Raw genomic sequence first — 18686 nt, forward strand, 5'->3', positions numbered from 1 at the left:
TTCGCTAGCTCATTTTTTGATTTAACTTATTTTTGTTCTTGTACGATATATTGCGGTCGATGCTTGGTTTCCAAGTAGATTTTGCCGAGGTAATTTCCAATAATTCCCATACAGAAGAGTTGGATACCACCAGTAAAGAGTAAGATAGAAACCATCGAAGCCCAACCACCAACGCTGTTGCCGAAGAGAATCTTCCGGATGATGACTACAATCATACTAACCACGGAGATGGCGGCGAATAAGCCACCAATGAATGTGGCAATCTTTAGCGGGACGTCAGAGAAATCAACAATGGCTTCAATCGAGTAGTTGAATAACTGCCAGAAAGACCAATGGGTTTCACCAGCGGATCGGGGGGCGTTCTCAAATTTGAGATAGGTCGTGCGAAAGCCAACCCAATTAAAAATCCCTTTCGAAAAACGATTATATTCCGGTAATTCAAGAACAGCGTCTACCATTTGACGGGTCATTAAGCGGTAATCCCGGGCGTTCGGGATGATTTGAACCTTTGAAATCTTATTAATGACTGCGTAAAATGACCGTGAGAAGAAGGAACGAATGGCAGGTTCACCTTTGCGATCTTCTCGCATTGTCCCAACACAATCGTAGTCGCCAGTCTCAATCGTGGTTAACATTTCAGGTAACAATTCAGGCGGGTCTTGTAAATCGACATCCATAACGGCGACGTAATCCCCATGTGCGTTTTGTAAACCAGCGGCTAAGCCAGCTTCTTTGCCGAAATTACGTGAAAATGAAATGTAATGAACGATATCCGGATGGGCAGCCTGTAGTTTACGGAATTCTTTCAAGGTCCCATCACTTGAGCCATCGTTAATGAATAGGTATTCATGATGAATGGCTTCGAATTCAGTCGGATGCGCACTGATCACCTTTTCAACGGTGTTAAAGAAAATTTCAATTGTGGGCTCTTCATTATAACAGGGCACAATTAAACTCATAGTTTTCATAAATATTAAGCTCCTAACTCCCTTTTTGACTACTTAATAGCTTACCACAATGTATTTAAGCTGTTTCGATTTTCAATCCATTGTATAATGGAAAATACTAATTAAATTAATGGAGAACATCAGATGAGTCTTAAAACACGCTACCCCAAAACTGCTAAATGGATTGAAATAATTGTGAGAAGATATAATCAAGCTAATGTAAGTAACAATGCCATTATTTTAGCCTATTATGCGTTAATGTCAATTGCGCCGATTATTTTGATTGTTGGTAATATCGTGGCTCGGTTTGATTTAAAAACCGGCCAGATTTTAGCCTACGCTAAAGAGTTTATCCCAAGCAACATTTATTCAATCTTTAAACCAATTTTAGTTTCTTTCCTATCTTCTAGTGGGAGCGGGAGTTTGTCAATTGGGATTGTGGTGACAATTTGGTCGGCGTCACAGATTATTGCAGCCGTTCGGCGGAGTTTGAATGAGGCGTATGGGGTTAAGGATACACAGGGGGCCATTGTGACGCGACTGATGGCCTTCTTACTGACCTTGGGGCTATTAGTGCTCATTGTCGGCTTGGCAATCTTCTTTACGCTCAGCCAGGTGATCATGGACGCTATCTTGCGGCTAACAAATACATCGGAAGCCTTTATTCCGGGGTGGTGGACAAGCCTACTAGCCAATAAAAACTTAATTACCTTTGTGGGGATGTTTGTGTTAGCCCTATTGCTGTATTATTTTGTCCCGAATGCCATCGTGAAGCTCCGCTATGTGTGGATTGGGTCGTTAGTCACGACGATTGGCTGGATTGTGATCTCCCAAGGGTTCCGGTTATATGTCGAGCTCTTCGCACAACGGGTGACGTCGTATCAGACGATTGGCAGTCTGATCGTCTTAATGTTTTGGTTGAACTTCTCTGGGATGTTGCTGATGTTTGGTGGGGTCGTGAATGCCACCGTCCAGGAATGGTTTGAACAGACGATTCAGGCGAAGTCACCACGGATGATGAAGCGCATTTGGCGGCGACTGGGGCGGGTCCGCAAGTCAAATAAGGGCTAAATTTGCGTATAAAGTGGCAATTTTATCAATTTCACGTATTAAACGGTTAGTTTTTTGTGTATAATGGTGTTCGTGTGAAAAAAGACGCGTTACTTTCAGAAAGTTAGTTAACGGTACTTAATTCAAAATAAAACGGCGTCACGAACGCCACAGGAGGACAATATAGTGATTCATCAACTGCTGGCAGAGTTCATGGGAACCGCCTTGATGATTATTTTTGGTGTTGGGGTCCATTGTAGTGAAGTTTTAAAGGGGACCAAGTATCGTGGTTCTGGGCATATTTTTGCGATTACCACTTGGGGTTTTGGGATTACCATTGCGCTCTTTATCTTTGGGGATGTCTCGATTAACCCGGCCATGGTCTTTGCCCAATGTCTTTTAGGGAATATCCCTTGGAGTATGTTTATTCCTTATTCCGTTGCTGAAGTGTTAGGTGGGGTTGTCGGTGCCGTGATTGTTTGGATCATGTATGCGGATCACTTTGCTGCTTCTGCTGGTGAAATTTCACCAATTACAATTCGAAACTTGTTCTCAACTGCACCAGCCGTTCGGAACTTACCACGGAACTTCTTCGTTGAATTTTTTGATACTTTTATTTTTATTTCTGGGATTTTAGCTATTTCTGAAGTGAAGACACCGGGGATTGTACCGATCGGCGTGGGGTTGTTAGTTTGGGCAATTGGGATGGGCCTTGGTGGGCCAACCGGATTCGCCATGAACTTAGCTCGAGACATGGGACCACGGATTGCGCATGCTATCTTGCCAATTAAGAACAAAGCTGACAGCGACTGGCAATACGGGATTATCGTCCCTGGGATTGCACCATTCGTTGGGGCTGCTTGTGCGGCGTTGTTTATGCATGGATTCTTTGGAATTGGATAGGTAAACAACAAAATTAATATTGTTGTTTTTTTTATGTAAAAACACTGTTAGAATTAAATCATGGTTTTATGTATAGGTGTGTTTGTGTTGACTGACTTATTGTACTTAAAAGGTGATTTTTGGAGGAAAAAATGAATTCAATATATGAAATAAATAAGGCCCTAATTTTTCGATTTTTAAAAAAATATACAGCTTTAATAGTTTTGTTTGGTGTGTTTTGTGCGTTAATCGGACTTTTTTCATATCTGAAAATCCAAGGTATACAATATGCATCAACCAGTTCACTAGTACAAAATGACAATAATTATAATTTGGTTCAATCTTATGACCAGTTTACAGAATCTGATAAGTTTAAAAAACTCTTGGATAAGAAGATAGATCAAAGCTCTTGGAAAAACAAACCGTATAGCAAAGAATATAGTGTGGACTTTACAGCAAAAAGTACTACTTCTCCCTTTTTTACGATTAGTGTAACGGCGAATAATCCAACTTATGCAAGGTATTTAACAGAAGAAGCATCGCGTGTATTTACATCTAATGTAGGTGCATATTTCTCTGGAGCTAATATTTCAGTTGTTATGAAGTCCTCTGAAGCAAAAAGTTTAAATATGGGGGGCAAACTTGTTAAAGTTGGAATTGTTGGTTTTATTATTGGTGTTGTTCTAAGCTTTTGTTTTAGCCTATACCGATTAATTTTAGTTGGTAACATAACCGATGCAGATTATGTTAAAGATGTTTATCAATTGAAAAAATTAGGAACATTACAAATGACTAGTTCTAACGAACATTAATATGGAGGAGTACTGCTAATGAATAGCATAAAACAAGCAATTAGACAGATAAATGCCGGTATATCCAGAATTAGTGGTGATAAAAAAACCATAACTTTTGTTTCTACTAGTGATAACATAGCTCAACAAACCTTAATGGTTAATATGGGACTTATGTATGCTTATGCTAACGAAAAGGTAATTATTGTAGATACTGATTTTGATAGCGACAGGATGAAAGATACGTTTAAAATTAGATCGGAATTTGGTTTGTCAAATTTTTTAGATAGTCAAATCTCTGATTTCTCAAAAGTAATTCAGAATATTTCAGGACAAAGTGTTGATATTATTCCGTCAGGCAGTTTGCTTGAATCTGATACTGATTATTTAATTGCTGATCCAAAATTTAATGCATTAATTTCATATTTAGCAGAAAATTATGATCGTGTGTTGATTAACACACCTAATTTTAAACAAATTGATTCATTAGACAGTTTAATAAATACTTCGGATGGTTTTGTTCTCACAATTTCTTCAGGTAATACACAGAAGCGTGTGGTTTATAATATATTGAAGGCCCTTAGAAAACATAATGCGAAGTTGTTTGGCTATGTTGAAGTAAAGAAGGGCTAGGGACCGTATGAATAGTAAAAAGAAGCCATTAAGAATAGGTGTTATTCTTATTATTCTTATTATTGTGGCAGTTTTTGGGATTGGTGCGGAATTAAAACTGAATGTGAACTACAATAAAGAGCAGAGTAAGAATGCGGCTCAAATTCAAACTTCTGATATTGAAACTGCTGTTTTAAGTCAGACCCAGTCTCATGTAAATAATCTAACTGGGAAAGATAAGAAGCGGTTGAAAAATCTTTATTCAAATATAAGTAACAGGAGATTTTTTGGGTCCTATTTGGGTCTTAAACAAAATAATGTTATGTTTATGGGATCTAATGGTTATGCCAACGTAAGTAGTAAGGCCACCCTAAAGAAAGACAGTCAATTTTTAACCGGGCATTATCAAGAGTTTTTAAATAATGCGATAATACTTAAATTGGTTGATAATGGGAAACTAAAGCTATCTACTAAGGTGTATAATAAGATTTTAAGCCCTGGGGTTCCTAGAGAGCTTACAATTCATACACTGTTACTTAATAAGACAAAGGTTTATATTACTAAAAAAAATATAAGTAAACTGAAGGCTTCAAATTATGCATCAATGTCTGATTTAGAATTAACCCAGAAAAAGAGTAAAGATACGTTACTTGCCAACAATGTTTTGAAAGCTGTACTTATTTCGAAAACATTGAATAAATCTTATTCAGATGCTATAGATGAGATGATGGTTAATTCGCTTGGATTAATGCATACCAGGTTGATTAGTGGACAAAATGATATACAAGCGAATGATGTAAATAGTTATGGTTACTTTCGATCTTCTGGATTACCAGTGCAAAAGAACGAGGTCAGTCTGGGAACTATTCGATTTGGTATTGATGATATGAGAATGTCATTGACAGATATTGCTGTCACATATCGGGCTATTATTACCAATAAGTATTTTTCAAAAAAATATCAAGATGTTTTTATTGAATCTGAAAATAAAATTCCTGGAATTCAACAAAAAAAATACAAAAATGTAACTAAATATTCGTCAACAGTATTTAATCAAGCAATTTATGTAGTGTATAATGAAAGTAATGATAGTATGACTATTTTAGGAACAAATTTTCCTAATAAAAATCTTTCTGCACCAGAATTGTTGTATTCATTAAATAGATTAGTTAAATGATGTTTAAAGCGAGACATCAAGATTGATGACATTTAAGTTGGAATTTAGACAGAGTTAATTCGAGTTGATTGCGGATTAGCTCTGTTTGTTTTTATTTATGCCATAGAGGTAATCTTCTATATGGCAGTCATAGATGTCTGGGGGATCAAGAAAGTGAAGTTGAAAAAAATTTGTAGTGCATTGGTTAAAATATTATTAACTATTACTTTTATTTCGAGTGTATTAGAAATAAGTATTTCTGCAGATACTGTAGTGAACGCAGAATCTAAAGGATTAGATTCAAATTCGAATAAAAATAATAATAAAATTTTTCAAAAGATTATTGATGATAATAGAAACGATAATCTCGTAATAAATATTCCTAAAGGGAATTACTTGTTCAAGAGTGGAGCGATTCGATTGCATTCAAATATAATTTTCAATTTTGAAAAAGGAGCAATTTTTTCAGTTGAAAATGGTAATTTTCTGAGCTTTTCCTATCCAAGTAAATTTAAAGGATACAATGGTGGCATTAAGAACGTAGTGTGGAATAATGCTGTATTTAAAGGTGAAGCTAATGGGGATAAACAAAGTGGGATTGTTCAGAGCATGAATCATGCTTCTAATGTCACTTTTAATGGGTGTACTTTTTATAATGCAGAGTATCCAATGGGACATTATTTAGATATTGATGGTAGTCACGGAATTAATGTTAATAATTCTAATTTTTTTGGATTTAATAGCAGTAAAAAGTATGCGTACAAGGAAGCAATCCAAATTGACTATTCAAATTTGGTAGCTATGTCGTACCAATTGCCAGGGGATAAATATGATAACTTACCATCTTATGATGTAAAGGTTCAGAATTGCAAATTCTTGCCAATTATAAAAAAAGGAAAAATTAAATTCTATGCACCTAATCCTATTGGACAACATGATACCTATGACAAAGGAATTGCAGGTGTAATTCATAATGTTACGTTTGTTAATAATACAGTTATAGACCCTAGGCCACAGAATGGGACTAAGGAGGCTACGTTAAATTTTAATGGTGTTTCTAATTTGGTCATAAAGTCTAATTACTTCATTAATCAATTGGCATCAGGATCAACGAGTTATATACGATTAAATAACCCACTAGATAGTTATAAGATGTCCCAGTTGAATATTACAAATAATTATTTTGAAAATGTAGATGCTAAAAAACAATATATCTTGATTGGTTCAAATTCATCAAAAAAAACAGTTTCTAGTATTAACATTTCAAAAAATGAAGTGATATCGGGACACTTTGCTAGTAAGTTCATTGTGAGTGACTTCGATTTAACAGATCAAAATATCTTTGGAGATAGATATCTTGATGTTGTTAGCCATTAAAATAGTTCTCGTATTATAGGTGCAGGTAGCGTATATCTTGGATGCAATTATCTTTATCGAACAGTATAATAATTAAGTTTATGCATTGCTTTGTTTATGATAGAATTAAACCGTTACATTTATTTTTTAATTATCTTTATATTTAAAAAAATATTAATTTGTTTAAACTTTTAATTTGATAATTAGAAATAGAAATGAGAGGTTTTTCTTTGAAAAAAATGAAGGTGTGTATGGTTGGTTCGAGCGGTGGTCATTTGACACACTTGACGATGTTAAAACCGTTTTTGCAGGATAAAGATAGATTTTGGGTAACGTTTAAAAAAGCTGATGCTATTAGCCAGTTAAAAGGGGAAAAACTATATGGATGTTATTTTCCAACCAATAGAAGTATAAAAGCATTGATTAAAAATACGATACTCGCATGGAAAATCATAAGAAAAGAACGCCCAGACTTAATTATTTCGTCCGGAGCGGCAGTGGCGGTGCCGTTTTTTTATATTGGAAAATTATTTGGTGCAAAAGTGATTTATATTGAGGTCTTTGATCGGATTGATAAACCAACGATTACAGGGAGGTTAGTTTATCCGATTACAGATAAGTTCATTGTAGAATGGGAAGAAATGAAAAAAGTGTATCCAAAAGCAATTAATTTTGGAAGTATATTTTAGGAGATAATATGATTTTTGTAACTGTGGGTACGCATGAACAGCCCTTTAATAGACTGATTAAAAAAATTGATGAGTTAAAAACGACGAAAACAATTAATGAAGATGTTACTATTCAAACCGGATACAGTACGTATATACCCAAAAGTTGTATTAGTTCTAAATTTTATCCATATCAGAAAATGGAGACCTTAGTTAGGAATGCTGATATTGTGATTACACACGGGGGACCATCAAGCTTTGTGATGCCGTTGCAATACGGAAAAATTCCAATTGTTGTTCCACGATTAGCTAAGTACCATGAGCATGTGAATGATCATCAATTAGACTTTGCACGAGAGATTGAACAACGAATTGGAAATATAATCGTAGTTGAAGATATTGAAGAGTTAGGCGATGTGATTATTAACTATAGAGAAATATCGCAAATGAAGACTGGAAAAATAAATAATCATAATGATGTTTTTAATCGTAAGTTAACTAAACTTGTTGCAGAAATGTTTGAGGAGCAGAGATAAAATGAAAAAATATAAACGGGGATATACACAGGGTGTTTTTGACATGTTCCATGTTGGTCACCTTAATCTAATTAATCATGCCAAAAATCAATGTGAAACACTAGTTGTTGGTGTAAACGCTGATAAATTAGTTGAGAGTTATAAGAATAAAAAGACTGTGATTCCTGAAGAGGAGCGAGCATTGATAGTTCAAAATATTAAAGCAGTGGATGATGTTGTCATTGCAGAAACCTTGGATAAGGAAATACAATTAAAAAAGGTTGATTTCGATGCTATTTTTATTGGAGATGATTGGAAGGGCGATTCTCGATGGCTTCAGACTGAAAAAGACTTAGCAAAGTATAATGTTGATGTCGTCTATCTACCGAGAACAAAAGGTGTTTGTTCTACTGGGCTTCGAAAAGTTGAAACTAACAGAATTGAGGGTTGAAATTGATTCGAAACGTTGCTCTAAAAAACTTCTTGATTAATACAGTATTTCGATTATTTACTGGAATTAATAGTATTATTCCTAAAAATGATCATAAGATTTTATTGTATTCCGATTTGGGATTCCGTGATAACACTAAATCAATTTACGATTACATGATTAAGAATGGATACAATGATAAGTATCAGATAGTTTGTGCAGTAAATGATTACCAAAAATATAAAGATACAGCTCCAGACAATGTTAAATTTGTAAATCGGGTAACTGGTATTTTTGATTACTGGAAGAGTGGGCATGTTTTTTATAGTTTTGGACGTATTCCAATTGAACCGCGAAAAAATCAGCAAGTGACACAAATGTGGCATGGTACGTCGTTTAAAGGGTTTGCCAAAAATCAAACACAAACGAGTAATAAGAAGCATCGTTTTTATACGCAAGTGTTTGCAAGCTCAGATTATTTTATACCTATTGTTGAAAAAAAATTTGCGATAGACAGAAATGATATTGTAGTTTGTGGGCATCCAAGAACAGATATATTATTGACTGATTATAAGCATACTCACTATGATTTGGGAGATTTTGAGCGTATTATACTATGGTTACCCACATTTAGAAAGTCTAGTAAACTTGGACAAAGTAATGGAGACAGCAAATTAATTTTACCATTATTATCAACTGATGATTTTAAGTCCTTTGATCAATGGTTAGCTCAAAGGAATGTGAGAGTCATTGCTAAGCTGCATCCTTTACAAGACACCTCAAATATAAAAGGTGGTTTTACGAATTTAAATCTTTATTCAAATGATGATTTTAGTAAGTATGGTTGGGACTTGTATCAAGTTCTAAAACAAGCTGATGCCTTGATTACTGACTATTCCTCTGTTTTTTATGATTACTTATTATTAAATCGACCAATTGGTTTTACCGAAGATGATAAACAAGATTACAAAAACAATCGTGGATTTGCCGTGAATGATCCTGATAAATTCAGACCAGGTGCAAAAATGAAAACAAAAGAAAATTTGTATTCATTTATTGAATCGGTTATACAAGATGATGACAAATTTGAAATGGATCGAGTTAATATTAATAATATTGCTAATAAATATCAAGATGGTATGAATGCTAAAAGAGCATTAAAACTTTCGGGAGTCAGCAAGCTTTAGTTTAGGTGGAGTAAATACAATGAAAGTTATGCAAATTAATCTAGGTGAGTCTTTTGGTGGAGTTTCGTCAATGCTTTTTAATTTATATTCAGAAATGGATCATAGAAAAATCACATTTGACTTTGTGGCACCAAAAAAATCATCGTTTACAACGAAAAAAAATAGAATTGAAGCCATGGGCGGGAGAATTATTGAATTAAAGACGTCCGGGAATCTATTACAACGGAAATGGGAATTCTTTCATCGATTGGGTGAATTAATTAAAAATCAACAGTATCAAGTCGTTCATATCAATTCAGGATCAACGTTATTTAATATCCAAGTTGCTTGGATTGCAAAGTTGTGTGGTGTTCCTAAAATTATTGTACATTCACATAATGCTGGTAATGATAGTCATGTAAAAAAGCTGATGATGTCGTTTGCAAGACCGTTATTAGAATGGGGACCAACGGATTATTTTGCATGTTCCAATAAGGCTGCAAAATATATGTTTACTAAGCAACGATATGAAAAAAAACAATATGAATTAATAAAAAATGCAGTTAACATTAAACAATTTGAGTTTTCAAAAGCTATAAGAGATGAGTATCGTGAAAAATTAGATTTGGTTGATAAGGATGTTATTCTGCATGTTGGCAGGTTTACACAACAAAAAAACCATAAATTTATTTTGAAAGTATTTAGTGAAGTGTGTCAAACTAATAACAATGCTAGATTGGTATTGGTAGGTGCTGGAGAACTTCAAGATAATATTAAGCAATTAGCTAATAATTTGGGTATATCTTCAAAAGTTTTATTTTTAAATTTACGTGAGGATGTTAGTCAATTAATGAGCATGAGTGACTTGTTGTTGTTACCATCTCTTTATGAAGGGTTACCGGTAGTTGGTGTAGAGGCTCAAGCAGCTGGAATGGGTTGTGTTTTTTCAGATGTTATTACTTCAGAAGTAGATTTAACACAACGTAATGATTTTATCTCGTTAAATTCTGACAAAACAGAGTGGGCAAAAAGAATAAATGAAATGTTAGCTAATAAAAACGATGCTGTTGCGCGTCGAGTACAAGTAAAGATGGTTATGGAAGCCGGGTACTCACTAACACAAGTTGCCCAAGACTTAGAAAAAATTTATGAGAATAAATAGGTTGAGCTAGACTTTAGGATTGGGATGGGTGTATGACTAAAATAAAAAAGGTGTCATTAAATAATCGATTATTTATAGTTTTTTTAATACTACCATTTTTAGAGCCAGAATTTTTAAATTTTCATGCTAGAATCAATGCATTCTTTTTATTGTGGGAGATTTTCAATTGTCTTTTCTTAATATATATTTATATTAAGAAAAGACAATTTTCTCCTTACTTTGGAGTGATATTTTTATGGCGCTTTTACATCGGATTAATTTCTTTAATTAAGAATGGCAATATTGATAAAACATCGTTAGGACGAACTGTTTTTATTTTAGGATTAACATTAGCAATTGAACTTGGACTTAAAAGTGCACCTATGGATACGTTATGGGGATTATTTTATGTCATGCTTGGTTTATCCTCTTTTAACTTACTAAGTTGTTTTACAAACGGTATGGTAGTTAATAATGGGGTTCCATATTATGTTTTTGGATTGCGAACGCGGTTTACGGATAGTGCGGTACCGTTAATTACTCTCTCTCTATTATTATCATGGTTCAGTGAGCACAAATTATTTTCAAAAATTAGCATTACCGCGCTAGTAATAGTAGTAGTTCAATTATTGGTAAAGTGGGTAGCAACTGGCATCTTCGTTGTTCTAATACTATTATTAGTAGTTATGATTAGTGATCATTATTCTTGGAGAATTCCGCCGAGAACTTCGTTGCTTGTTGGAATTGGTTTTATAATATCAATTGTCTTTTTCAGAATTCAAAGTCTTTTTTCTTTTATTATTGTTAATTTACTTCATAAATCACTTGATTTTCATGGACGCATTGAAATTTGGAATGCTGCTATAAAAGTGATCAAAACAAGTTTATTCACTGGTTTTGGAGAAAAGGGTGACGGTGGCTTTGTTTATGTATGGTGGGCACCAACGTTAGCTCCCGCACATGATATGTTATTACAATTGTTGCATGATGGCGGTCTGATTTCCTGTGCGTTACTACTATTGGCATACTATTTAGCTGTAAACAATTTAAGAAATATCGACAAAAGAACCGCTAATATATTAACTGCCGCAGTTCTTGCTACTTGTTTTGCAGTTTTGACTGAAATAACAAGTTATTATGCCTATTTTTATATTTTACCCGTACTTTGTTCATGTGCACAACAGTTACGGGAATTAGGTACCCAGGAAAACGATCCTTTAGAATTAGATAATGGAGAATAATGTGAAAAAGGTTATAAAAATGAGTTATACCTGGTTAAGATTTTCTTTTATTCGTTTATTTAATCATGGTAAATTACAGGTTAATCCAGGTCAAAGGCGTTGGGAAAAAGGGTTGAGAATATCAATTGATGGAAAATCAAACATTGATATTGGTGCTAATAATAATGTTCGTGAAGGTTTGAAGTTAAAAACTAAAGATGCTGTCATATCGATTGGAGATAATAATTTTTTTAATTATAATGTCAGCATTACTGCCTTGGAAAGTATTACTATTGGGAATGATTGTAAAATTGCTAATAATGTTGTAATTATTGATCATGATCATGATTATCGTAAGTCCAATAATGGTTATATTTGTAATCCCGTTTGTATTGGAAATAATGTTTGGATTGGTGCCAATGCGGTGATTGCTAAGGGGGTTCATATTGGCGATAACGCAGTGGTGGCTGCAGGAGCCGTAGTAGTAAAGGATGTATCTGCCAGTACTCTTGTGGGCGGAATCCCTGCAAAAAACATCTCGAGCTTTTGGTAAATATAATCTAAGGATGGAAATAATGGATGCTTTAGTTTCTCTAATTGTACCAGTTTATAATGCCTCGCAATATTTAACTTCATTTTTTAAAATGATTCAGGATCAAACGTATAAAAATTTTGAGGCGTTGTTAATCGATGATGGATCCAGTGATAAAACCTTGGAACAGCTGAAAGTTGCGAGTGATAGAAATCCTCAAGTGAAGTACTTTCATCAGGAAAATGCTGGTGTTTCAAAAGCTCGCAATCGTGGAATAAGTGAAGCAAAAGGTGAATTTTTAATTTTCGTAGATATTGATGATGAGTTTGAGCCAACCTATGTGGAGAAATTAGCCAATGCTGCTAAAAATAGACCAGTTGAATTAGTAACGTGCGGTTATACAGAAGTTACTAGTCAAAATATTGAATTATTTAAATATTCAGAAACAACTAATTATCAAAACTTGGATGTACTCGTTCAGAAAGTGATTCTGCATCATAGTGTATGTTCAGCCTTATGGAATAAAATTTTTTTTAAGGAAATCATTAAAAAAAATTCTATTTATTTCAACACTGAAATTTCTATTGGCGAAGATTTACTTTTTTTGGTTGATTATATTACCCATATTGAATGCTGGACTGAAATTCCCGATACGCTATATCATTATTTTATTGGACAAAATACAATGCAAAATTATAAAGTTGCGACTGAATTTGATGAAAGATGGTTATCTGAATGGCAAGCGCTTATTCAGGCGCAGAAATCGCTAAGACAAGCTACCAATGGTTATATTTTTCAAAGTAATCTTTTTACCATGAAAAAAATAAGGGTAGCCAATAAGTTACTTGGCAGAATCAAAAAATATAAATTTAACACTAGGCTGAAATTAGAAATGAAACATTTTATTCAAGCTAATCTTGGATTAGCACTTAAAAGTTCTGAGTTTAATATAAAACAAAAATTAAAGTTAGTGCTCGTAAGTATTTTATAATGATTTTGGGTATTGTTTAGGAGGTGGATAATGACAAAGAAAATACTAGTGAAGTGTTATTTGAAGAATAATCTGGGCGATGATTTGTTCTTATTAATTTTAGCGCAAAGGTATCCTGATACAAATTTTGAAGTTTTTGTTGATCCTGAGTTTAAAAAGGCATACAACAATATCTCAAATGTAAAAGTTATTACTAAAGGGATTTTTTTTAGAGCTATTAATCGTTTCACAAAAATATTTCTGAAGGGTGGTATTTATAGCTTATTGAGTTATCGATATCATGCAATTGTGGAAATTGGAGGTTCAATTTTTCCTGAACGGCCTGAACATTCGGGTGTAGATTTGGAAAGAAAATACTTGGCTTCTAAATTTGAACATTATTTTGTGATTGGCAGTAATTTTGGCCCCTTTCATTCGAATGATTTTTTTGAATCTTATCATGATTTCTTTAATCAAATAGAAGGTTCTGTTTTTCGAGATAAAAAAACATTTTCACTTTTTTCAGATTTAGGCAATGTTGAATATGCGCCTGATGTTGTTTTTACGATGAAACCTGTTGAAAATATAATCACGCATATGGTTTTGTCGAAAAGAAAATATGTGGCAGTGTCAGTCATTGATTTATCAATGACTGATGCTTCACGTGATGAAGGGCTGTCTTCACTAGCACTTGAATACGAGGCGGTGGTTAAACAGGCTTTGATGAAATTGATCGTCCAAAAATATGCAATAAAGTTTGTACCCTTTAGTAATAATCAAAATGATTTTGTAATCAGTAAAAAGATTGCAACTCAAGTGAAAAGTGTTTTTCCAGAAGCTGATATAGAAATTTTGAATACAACTGATAATATGAAAAAAGTCGAATGCATTAAAAATAGTTCATTATTAATTAGCACACGGTATCATTCGATGATTCTAGGCTGGCTATTTGGTATTAAGCAGTGGGTATTATCATATAGTGATAAAACCGAACAGGTTGTTCAGGATATTTTTAAAGAGCAATACTATACAAATTTATTAATATTGTCTAACGAGAAAGTCGAATTTGATGAGAATAAAATGAATACTATTGATGATGTTACGCCAATCAGCAAAATAGCTGAAAAGCAGTTTTACTTTCTGGATCGTTACATGAAACTTCACGGAAAAGGTTAGTTGTACGAGGGGTGGACATGGATAAATATAAAAAATTATTTTCTAACTCAGTTGTTTTTGCAATAGGTAATTTAGGTAGTAAGATGATTACCTTTGTAATGGTTCCGTTGTATACTAGATATTTAACTACTTCTCAGTATGGTCAATCAGATGTGTTATCAACATTAGTAAGCTTATTAACACCTATTTTAACGTTATCAATTATTGATGCTGTTTTTAGATTTGCTATGGATAAAGATTCTGACAATGGACAAGTGTTAACAAATGGTGTTCTGTTAAGTTTGTTAAGTATTGCTGTATTTATATTATTATTACCCATAATTTCACGTTTCCATTATGCAGTGTATGTTGGTATTTTAACTTATGCTAGTGCTATTGAATCTATGTTTCAGCAATTCGCCCGCGGTGTCGGAAAATCACGGTTATATGCGATTACTGGCATATTTATGACATTAATTACAGTTATTAGCAATATTATATTAATTGTCATTTTAGGTTGGAATCTAAATGGCTATTTAGCGTCTATGCTAATTGCTCAAGTTAGTGGTGCTGTGTTTTTGGTGATAGAATTAAGAGCATGGCGTTTTATTAAAATTAGCAAGATTAATAAAGAGCTTGTGATTAGAATGCTCATTTATAGTATGCCGTTAATTCCCAATATGGTTTCTTGGTGGTTGAGCAATTCGGCAAATAAAATTTTTATTTCAATAATGATAGGTGCCTCAGCAAATGGTATTTATGCGGTTGCTAATAAGATACCATCATTAATTTCAGTGTTTTATACAATATTCACGCAGGCTTGGCAGATATCGGCTGTTGAGGAATTTAGGAATAAACATGCGGGCCAATTCTTTAGTACAGTGTTAAATGCAACCCTTAGTGCATTATTAGTCGGCGTTTCTTTATTAACCGTATTTTCTAAAGTTTTGGTCAAGTTACTTTCAACACCAGCTTACTTTTCCGCTTGGCAGATTGTACCTTGGCTTGCCTTAGCTGTTTTATATTCAAGCATTTCATCATTTTTAGGAACGGTTTATACATCATCGATGAGAACTGGAGAACTTTTTACAACGACAATAATTGGAGCAATAGTCAATGTCGCCATGAATCTTATTATGATTCCAATGTTTGGTGTAGTGGGTGCAGGTGTTGGAGCAGCGATTTCTTTCTTTATGGTTATGATATTGAGAATTCGTGGAACGAGAAAGTTTATTAGTATACATATTAATTGGAAAAAACTCCTTTTTTCGCAATTAATAATATTTGTCGAAATCGGGTTGCTTTATATTAAATTAACGCCATTAAACTTTGCTGTTACGCTAATAACAATTATTTCTATAGCTTTAATTAATCTAAAACCTTTCATTCCTATTATGAAGTCCTTGTTAGATAATATGGTATCTCATTTTAAATGAACTTTTTGTAAGCTAACATCTAGCCACTTTGCTGACTGGATGTTTTTTTGCAATATTTTTTAATTTTTTTCTACCCATAAATAATTACATCACGCCATCATCCATGCCAAAAACATTATCCAAATCACATCAGCTAAAAATACATACTATGTCTACAAATCATTTCCTAATTTTCCAAAAATTAAATATTATTATTTCATTATTCAAGAAAGTAAAGTTAATTAAAACAACCAGTAAAAAGCCGTCGTGACAGGGATACCCGTATGTAAATGGCTTCTTTTCGTGCATTTCTTTGATATAATATCACGATAAAAGTTTATTTGGGGGAAACCATTTATGAATAAGAAATATGACTATCTTGTCGTGGGGGCTGGATTGTTTGGGGCCGTCTTTGCGCATGAAGCTGCGCTACGTGGCAAGCACGTTAAGGTGATTGAAAAGCGCAATCACGTTGCCGGCAATATTTATACGAAAGAAATTGAAGGCATCCAGGTTCATCAGTATGGCGCTCATATTTTCCATACGTCAGATCAAAGTATCTGGGACTATGTAAATCAGTTTGCGACGTTCAATCGGTATACGAACAGTCCGATTGCGAATTATCAGGGACAAATGTATAACTTGCCGTTCAATATGAACACTTTCAGTAAATTATGGGGCGTGCGTACCCCTGCGGAAGCCAAGGCGAAGATAGAGGCTCAAAAAGCGGCGGTTCAAGCTAGCGGGCAACCTAAGAACTTGGAAGAACAAGCCATCGCATTGATTGGAACCGATATTTATCAAAAGTTAATCAAGGGCTATACCGAAAAACAATGGGGGCAAAAAGCAACTGATTTGCCGGCTTTTATTATTCGACGCTTACCCGTACGCTATACCTATGATAACAATTATTTCAATGACACTTACCAGGGGATTCCCGTTGGTGGTTATACGCAAATCGTTGAAAAAATGCTAGCTCATCCTGAGATTGACGTTGAAACAGGGGTCGATTTCTTTGCGCATAAGGCTGATTATCTAAAAATGGCCCCAAAAGTGATTTTTACCGGTATGATTGATCAATATTTTGACTATCAATTAGGGGAGTTAGCTTACCGTTCTTTGCGCTTTGAAAGTGAAACATTGCCTGTTGATAACTATCAAGGTAACGCGGTGGTTAATTATACGGACGCCGAAACGCCATATACGCGGATTATTGAGCATAAGCACTTTGAATTTGGTAAGGGCAATCAAGATAAGACTGTGATTACTAGGGAATATCCCGCTGATTGGCAACGGGGTGATGAGCCTTACTATCCCGTAAATAACACCCGAAATAACACGCTATATAAGCAATATGCGGCATTAGCAAAACAAGAAGGTCATGTTATTTTCGGTGGACGATTAGGACAATATCGTTATTATGATATGCATCAAGTAATTCACGCTGCACTAGTGACTGTGGCAGCTGAATTGAATTAAAGCGGCATAAAGTAGAAAAACACCTACAGAAATTGAGGTCAATTTTCTTCTGATGGGGGTTATATGAAAAAGAGATTAGCAGTAATTATTGTTGGTATGCTTGGCTTCATCGCAATCTTAGGTTATTCAATCTATGCAATCAGTATCCAAAAGGGTCAAGATACCGTCATTCAAATTTATCAAAAGGATGAGAATGGCACGCCGATTGTGTCGCCCTCACCAATCAAGTTGGTGGGGAAAGCTGGGCACCGCAATCTATTTAAGGCAACGCTTAGTGGCTATGAATTAACGACAGCCAATCCGTTGCCAACGCGGTTGCCACGGCAGAATCAAGTGGTGCACCTGACCTATAAATCGACCTTAAGCCAAACTCAGATTCAGCATCGGTTAGCGACAGCTAAATATTTGAGCGTTGGCACGCAATCGGTTAATCAACCGGTGCTAAATGGGCAACAACTGGTTAATGTCAAAAATAAAAACACAGTGGCACGGATTAGTACGAGTGATGATGGTAAGACTTGGACAAAATTACCGATTAGTTATCCTAAAACTAAGATGACTAAGCCGGTAATACTCTATGTGCAACAACGCTTGTATTTATTTGACGGCGCCAAGACCTATATGACTACGAATTTTGTTGATTGGCATCAAAGTACCACGACTTTTAGTAATTCGGTGTTCAAGGATGGTCAGGTGATTGCGACGATGCCAGCCAAGAACGGGGCATCAACACTGGTGGTAACTGGTAAAAATCGCCGTTCAGGTAAGCGTCAGTATTATGCTGGGCGCGTTAAGTCGGCCCGTTTAACAGTGGCTAACTGGCAATCACTTCACCTGAAATCAACCATTGAACCCGTTACTTTTACCATGAATCAGCGTAATCAGCGGATTTATACCGTTCAGACGACCAAACGTTATTTTAATATTTATCAGGCGAAAAAATTAACGGGACCTTTTAAATTAGTGAAACGAGTTAAACGGCCGACTAAAGTTACGGTTAATTCAGTGGCTTTGTTGCCCAAACGCAAAACCGGTTATCGCTTGGTATATAACGTGATTAATCGCCAGGGTGTTCAATCTGGGCCGGCTTATCGGGAGTTAACGGCCAAGTTTAAGCCGACTGGGCGGCAACGTGATCTAATAACCGATTTTTCATGGTATCGATTTGAGGTCGTTAATCATGAGTATTAGTGAGGAATGT

Annotated in this window: 19 protein-coding genes; 18 read left to right on the top strand and 1 reads right to left on the bottom strand. The window is 34.7% G+C overall.

Annotated elements, in window-relative coordinates; translation table 11 throughout:
• Nucleotides 1-26 precede the first annotated feature (26 nt).
• Nucleotides 27-968 (bottom strand): glycosyltransferase family 2 protein, encoded by a 942-nt coding sequence (locus tag C5Z25_RS10810; protein WP_105452595.1) that lies wholly within the window; start codon nucleotides 966-968, stop codon nucleotides 27-29.
• Between the two features lie 123 nt (nucleotides 969-1091).
• Between C5Z25_RS10810 and C5Z25_RS10815 the strand changes: the two genes are divergently transcribed.
• From C5Z25_RS10815 to C5Z25_RS10900, 18 genes are all read left to right on the top strand, one after another.
• Complete coding sequence (locus C5Z25_RS10815; RefSeq protein ID WP_105452596.1) at nucleotides 1092-2018, top strand: YihY/virulence factor BrkB family protein; 927 nt, start codon at nucleotides 1092-1094, stop codon at nucleotides 2016-2018.
• A 165-nt stretch (nucleotides 2019-2183) separates the two neighbouring features.
• Nucleotides 2184-2900, top strand: a complete 717-nt coding sequence (gene larD / locus C5Z25_RS10820; protein ID WP_105452597.1) for a D/L-lactic acid transporter LarD — start codon at nucleotides 2184-2186, stop codon at nucleotides 2898-2900.
• A 131-nt stretch (nucleotides 2901-3031) separates the two neighbouring features.
• Nucleotides 3032-3691 (top strand): YveK family protein, encoded by a 660-nt coding sequence (locus C5Z25_RS10825; protein WP_105452598.1) that lies wholly within the window; start codon nucleotides 3032-3034, stop codon nucleotides 3689-3691.
• Nucleotides 3692-3709: 18 nt separating this feature from the next.
• Nucleotides 3710-4303 (top strand): P-loop NTPase family protein, encoded by a 594-nt coding sequence (locus C5Z25_RS10830; RefSeq protein ID WP_105452599.1) that lies wholly within the window; start codon nucleotides 3710-3712, stop codon nucleotides 4301-4303.
• A gap of 7 nt (nucleotides 4304-4310) precedes the next feature.
• On the top strand, nucleotides 4311-5459 hold the full coding sequence (locus C5Z25_RS10835; RefSeq protein ID WP_105452600.1) for a hypothetical protein: 1149 nt from the start codon (nucleotides 4311-4313) through the stop codon (nucleotides 5457-5459).
• A 120-nt stretch (nucleotides 5460-5579) separates the two neighbouring features.
• Complete coding sequence (locus tag C5Z25_RS10840) at nucleotides 5580-6815, top strand: N-acetylmuramoyl-L-alanine amidase (protein WP_105452601.1); 1236 nt, start codon at nucleotides 5580-5582, stop codon at nucleotides 6813-6815.
• A gap of 218 nt (nucleotides 6816-7033) precedes the next feature.
• Nucleotides 7034-7483, top strand: coding sequence for a PssD/Cps14F family polysaccharide biosynthesis glycosyltransferase (pssD, locus tag C5Z25_RS10845; RefSeq protein ID WP_105452888.1), 450 nt, complete (start codon nucleotides 7034-7036; stop codon nucleotides 7481-7483).
• Nucleotides 7484-7491: 8 nt separating this feature from the next.
• The gene (locus C5Z25_RS10850; RefSeq protein WP_105452602.1) at nucleotides 7492-7998 is read left to right on the top strand and encodes a glycosyltransferase; all 507 of its coding nucleotides are present in this window, start codon (nucleotides 7492-7494) and stop codon (nucleotides 7996-7998) included.
• A 1-nt stretch (nucleotide 7999) separates the two neighbouring features.
• Nucleotides 8000-8428: an FAD synthase family protein gene (locus tag C5Z25_RS10855; protein ID WP_105452603.1), complete on the top strand. Its 429-nt coding sequence runs from the start codon at nucleotides 8000-8002 to the stop codon at nucleotides 8426-8428.
• Between the two features lie 2 nt (nucleotides 8429-8430).
• Entirely contained in the window at nucleotides 8431-9594 is a 1164-nt protein-coding gene (locus tag C5Z25_RS10860; protein WP_158682940.1) for a CDP-glycerol glycerophosphotransferase family protein, read from the top strand.
• Nucleotides 9595-9613: 19 nt separating this feature from the next.
• Nucleotides 9614-10735 (top strand): glycosyltransferase, encoded by a 1122-nt coding sequence (locus C5Z25_RS10865; protein ID WP_105452605.1) that lies wholly within the window; start codon nucleotides 9614-9616, stop codon nucleotides 10733-10735.
• A gap of 32 nt (nucleotides 10736-10767) precedes the next feature.
• Nucleotides 10768-11955: an O-antigen ligase family protein gene (locus tag C5Z25_RS10870; protein WP_105452606.1), complete on the top strand. Its 1188-nt coding sequence runs from the start codon at nucleotides 10768-10770 to the stop codon at nucleotides 11953-11955.
• A gap of 1 nt (nucleotide 11956) precedes the next feature.
• The gene (locus C5Z25_RS12760; RefSeq protein WP_304598424.1) at nucleotides 11957-12487 is read left to right on the top strand and encodes an acyltransferase; all 531 of its coding nucleotides are present in this window, start codon (nucleotides 11957-11959) and stop codon (nucleotides 12485-12487) included.
• A 22-nt stretch (nucleotides 12488-12509) separates the two neighbouring features.
• The gene (locus C5Z25_RS10880) at nucleotides 12510-13457 is read left to right on the top strand and encodes a glycosyltransferase family 2 protein (RefSeq protein ID WP_158682942.1); all 948 of its coding nucleotides are present in this window, start codon (nucleotides 12510-12512) and stop codon (nucleotides 13455-13457) included.
• Between the two features lie 30 nt (nucleotides 13458-13487).
• On the top strand, nucleotides 13488-14612 hold the full coding sequence (locus C5Z25_RS10885) for a polysaccharide pyruvyl transferase family protein (RefSeq protein ID WP_105452609.1): 1125 nt from the start codon (nucleotides 13488-13490) through the stop codon (nucleotides 14610-14612).
• 17 nt (nucleotides 14613-14629) lie between these two features.
• Nucleotides 14630-16027, top strand: coding sequence for a lipopolysaccharide biosynthesis protein (locus C5Z25_RS10890; RefSeq protein WP_105452610.1), 1398 nt, complete (start codon nucleotides 14630-14632; stop codon nucleotides 16025-16027).
• Nucleotides 16028-16363: 336 nt separating this feature from the next.
• Nucleotides 16364-17485 (top strand): UDP-galactopyranose mutase, encoded by a 1122-nt coding sequence (glf, locus tag C5Z25_RS10895; RefSeq protein WP_105452611.1) that lies wholly within the window; start codon nucleotides 16364-16366, stop codon nucleotides 17483-17485.
• 63 nt (nucleotides 17486-17548) lie between these two features.
• Nucleotides 17549-18676 (top strand): polysaccharide biosynthesis protein, encoded by a 1128-nt coding sequence (locus C5Z25_RS10900; protein ID WP_105452612.1) that lies wholly within the window; start codon nucleotides 17549-17551, stop codon nucleotides 18674-18676.
• The last annotated feature ends 10 nt before the right edge of the window (nucleotides 18677-18686 follow it).

Origin of the sequence: Lactobacillus sp. CBA3605 (genome assembly GCF_002970915.1) — a bacterium.
In the GTDB taxonomy this organism is placed as follows: domain Bacteria; phylum Bacillota; class Bacilli; order Lactobacillales; family Lactobacillaceae; genus Lactiplantibacillus.

Coding starts and splice junctions, on each gene's coding strand:
- C5Z25_RS10810 (WP_105452595.1), bottom strand. CDS start 968: ATGAAAACTATGAGTTTAATTGTGCCCTGTTATAATGAAGAGCCCACA.
- C5Z25_RS10815 (WP_105452596.1), top strand. CDS start 1,092: ATGAGTCTTAAAACACGCTACCCCAAAACTGCTAAATGGATTGAAATA.
- C5Z25_RS10825 (WP_105452598.1), top strand. CDS start 3,032: ATGAATTCAATATATGAAATAAATAAGGCCCTAATTTTTCGATTTTTA.
- C5Z25_RS10830 (WP_105452599.1), top strand. CDS start 3,710: ATGAATAGCATAAAACAAGCAATTAGACAGATAAATGCCGGTATATCC.
- C5Z25_RS10835 (WP_105452600.1), top strand. CDS start 4,311: ATGAATAGTAAAAAGAAGCCATTAAGAATAGGTGTTATTCTTATTATT.
- C5Z25_RS10840 (WP_105452601.1), top strand. CDS start 5,580: ATGGCAGTCATAGATGTCTGGGGGATCAAGAAAGTGAAGTTGAAAAAA.
- pssD (WP_105452888.1), top strand. CDS start 7,034: ATGAAGGTGTGTATGGTTGGTTCGAGCGGTGGTCATTTGACACACTTG.
- C5Z25_RS10850 (WP_105452602.1), top strand. CDS start 7,492: ATGATTTTTGTAACTGTGGGTACGCATGAACAGCCCTTTAATAGACTG.
- C5Z25_RS10855 (WP_105452603.1), top strand. CDS start 8,000: ATGAAAAAATATAAACGGGGATATACACAGGGTGTTTTTGACATGTTC.
- C5Z25_RS10865 (WP_105452605.1), top strand. CDS start 9,614: ATGAAAGTTATGCAAATTAATCTAGGTGAGTCTTTTGGTGGAGTTTCG.
- C5Z25_RS10870 (WP_105452606.1), top strand. CDS start 10,768: ATGACTAAAATAAAAAAGGTGTCATTAAATAATCGATTATTTATAGTT.
- C5Z25_RS10880 (WP_158682942.1), top strand. CDS start 12,510: ATGGATGCTTTAGTTTCTCTAATTGTACCAGTTTATAATGCCTCGCAA.
- C5Z25_RS10885 (WP_105452609.1), top strand. CDS start 13,488: ATGACAAAGAAAATACTAGTGAAGTGTTATTTGAAGAATAATCTGGGC.
- C5Z25_RS10890 (WP_105452610.1), top strand. CDS start 14,630: ATGGATAAATATAAAAAATTATTTTCTAACTCAGTTGTTTTTGCAATA.
- glf (WP_105452611.1), top strand. CDS start 16,364: ATGAATAAGAAATATGACTATCTTGTCGTGGGGGCTGGATTGTTTGGG.
- C5Z25_RS10900 (WP_105452612.1), top strand. CDS start 17,549: ATGAAAAAGAGATTAGCAGTAATTATTGTTGGTATGCTTGGCTTCATC.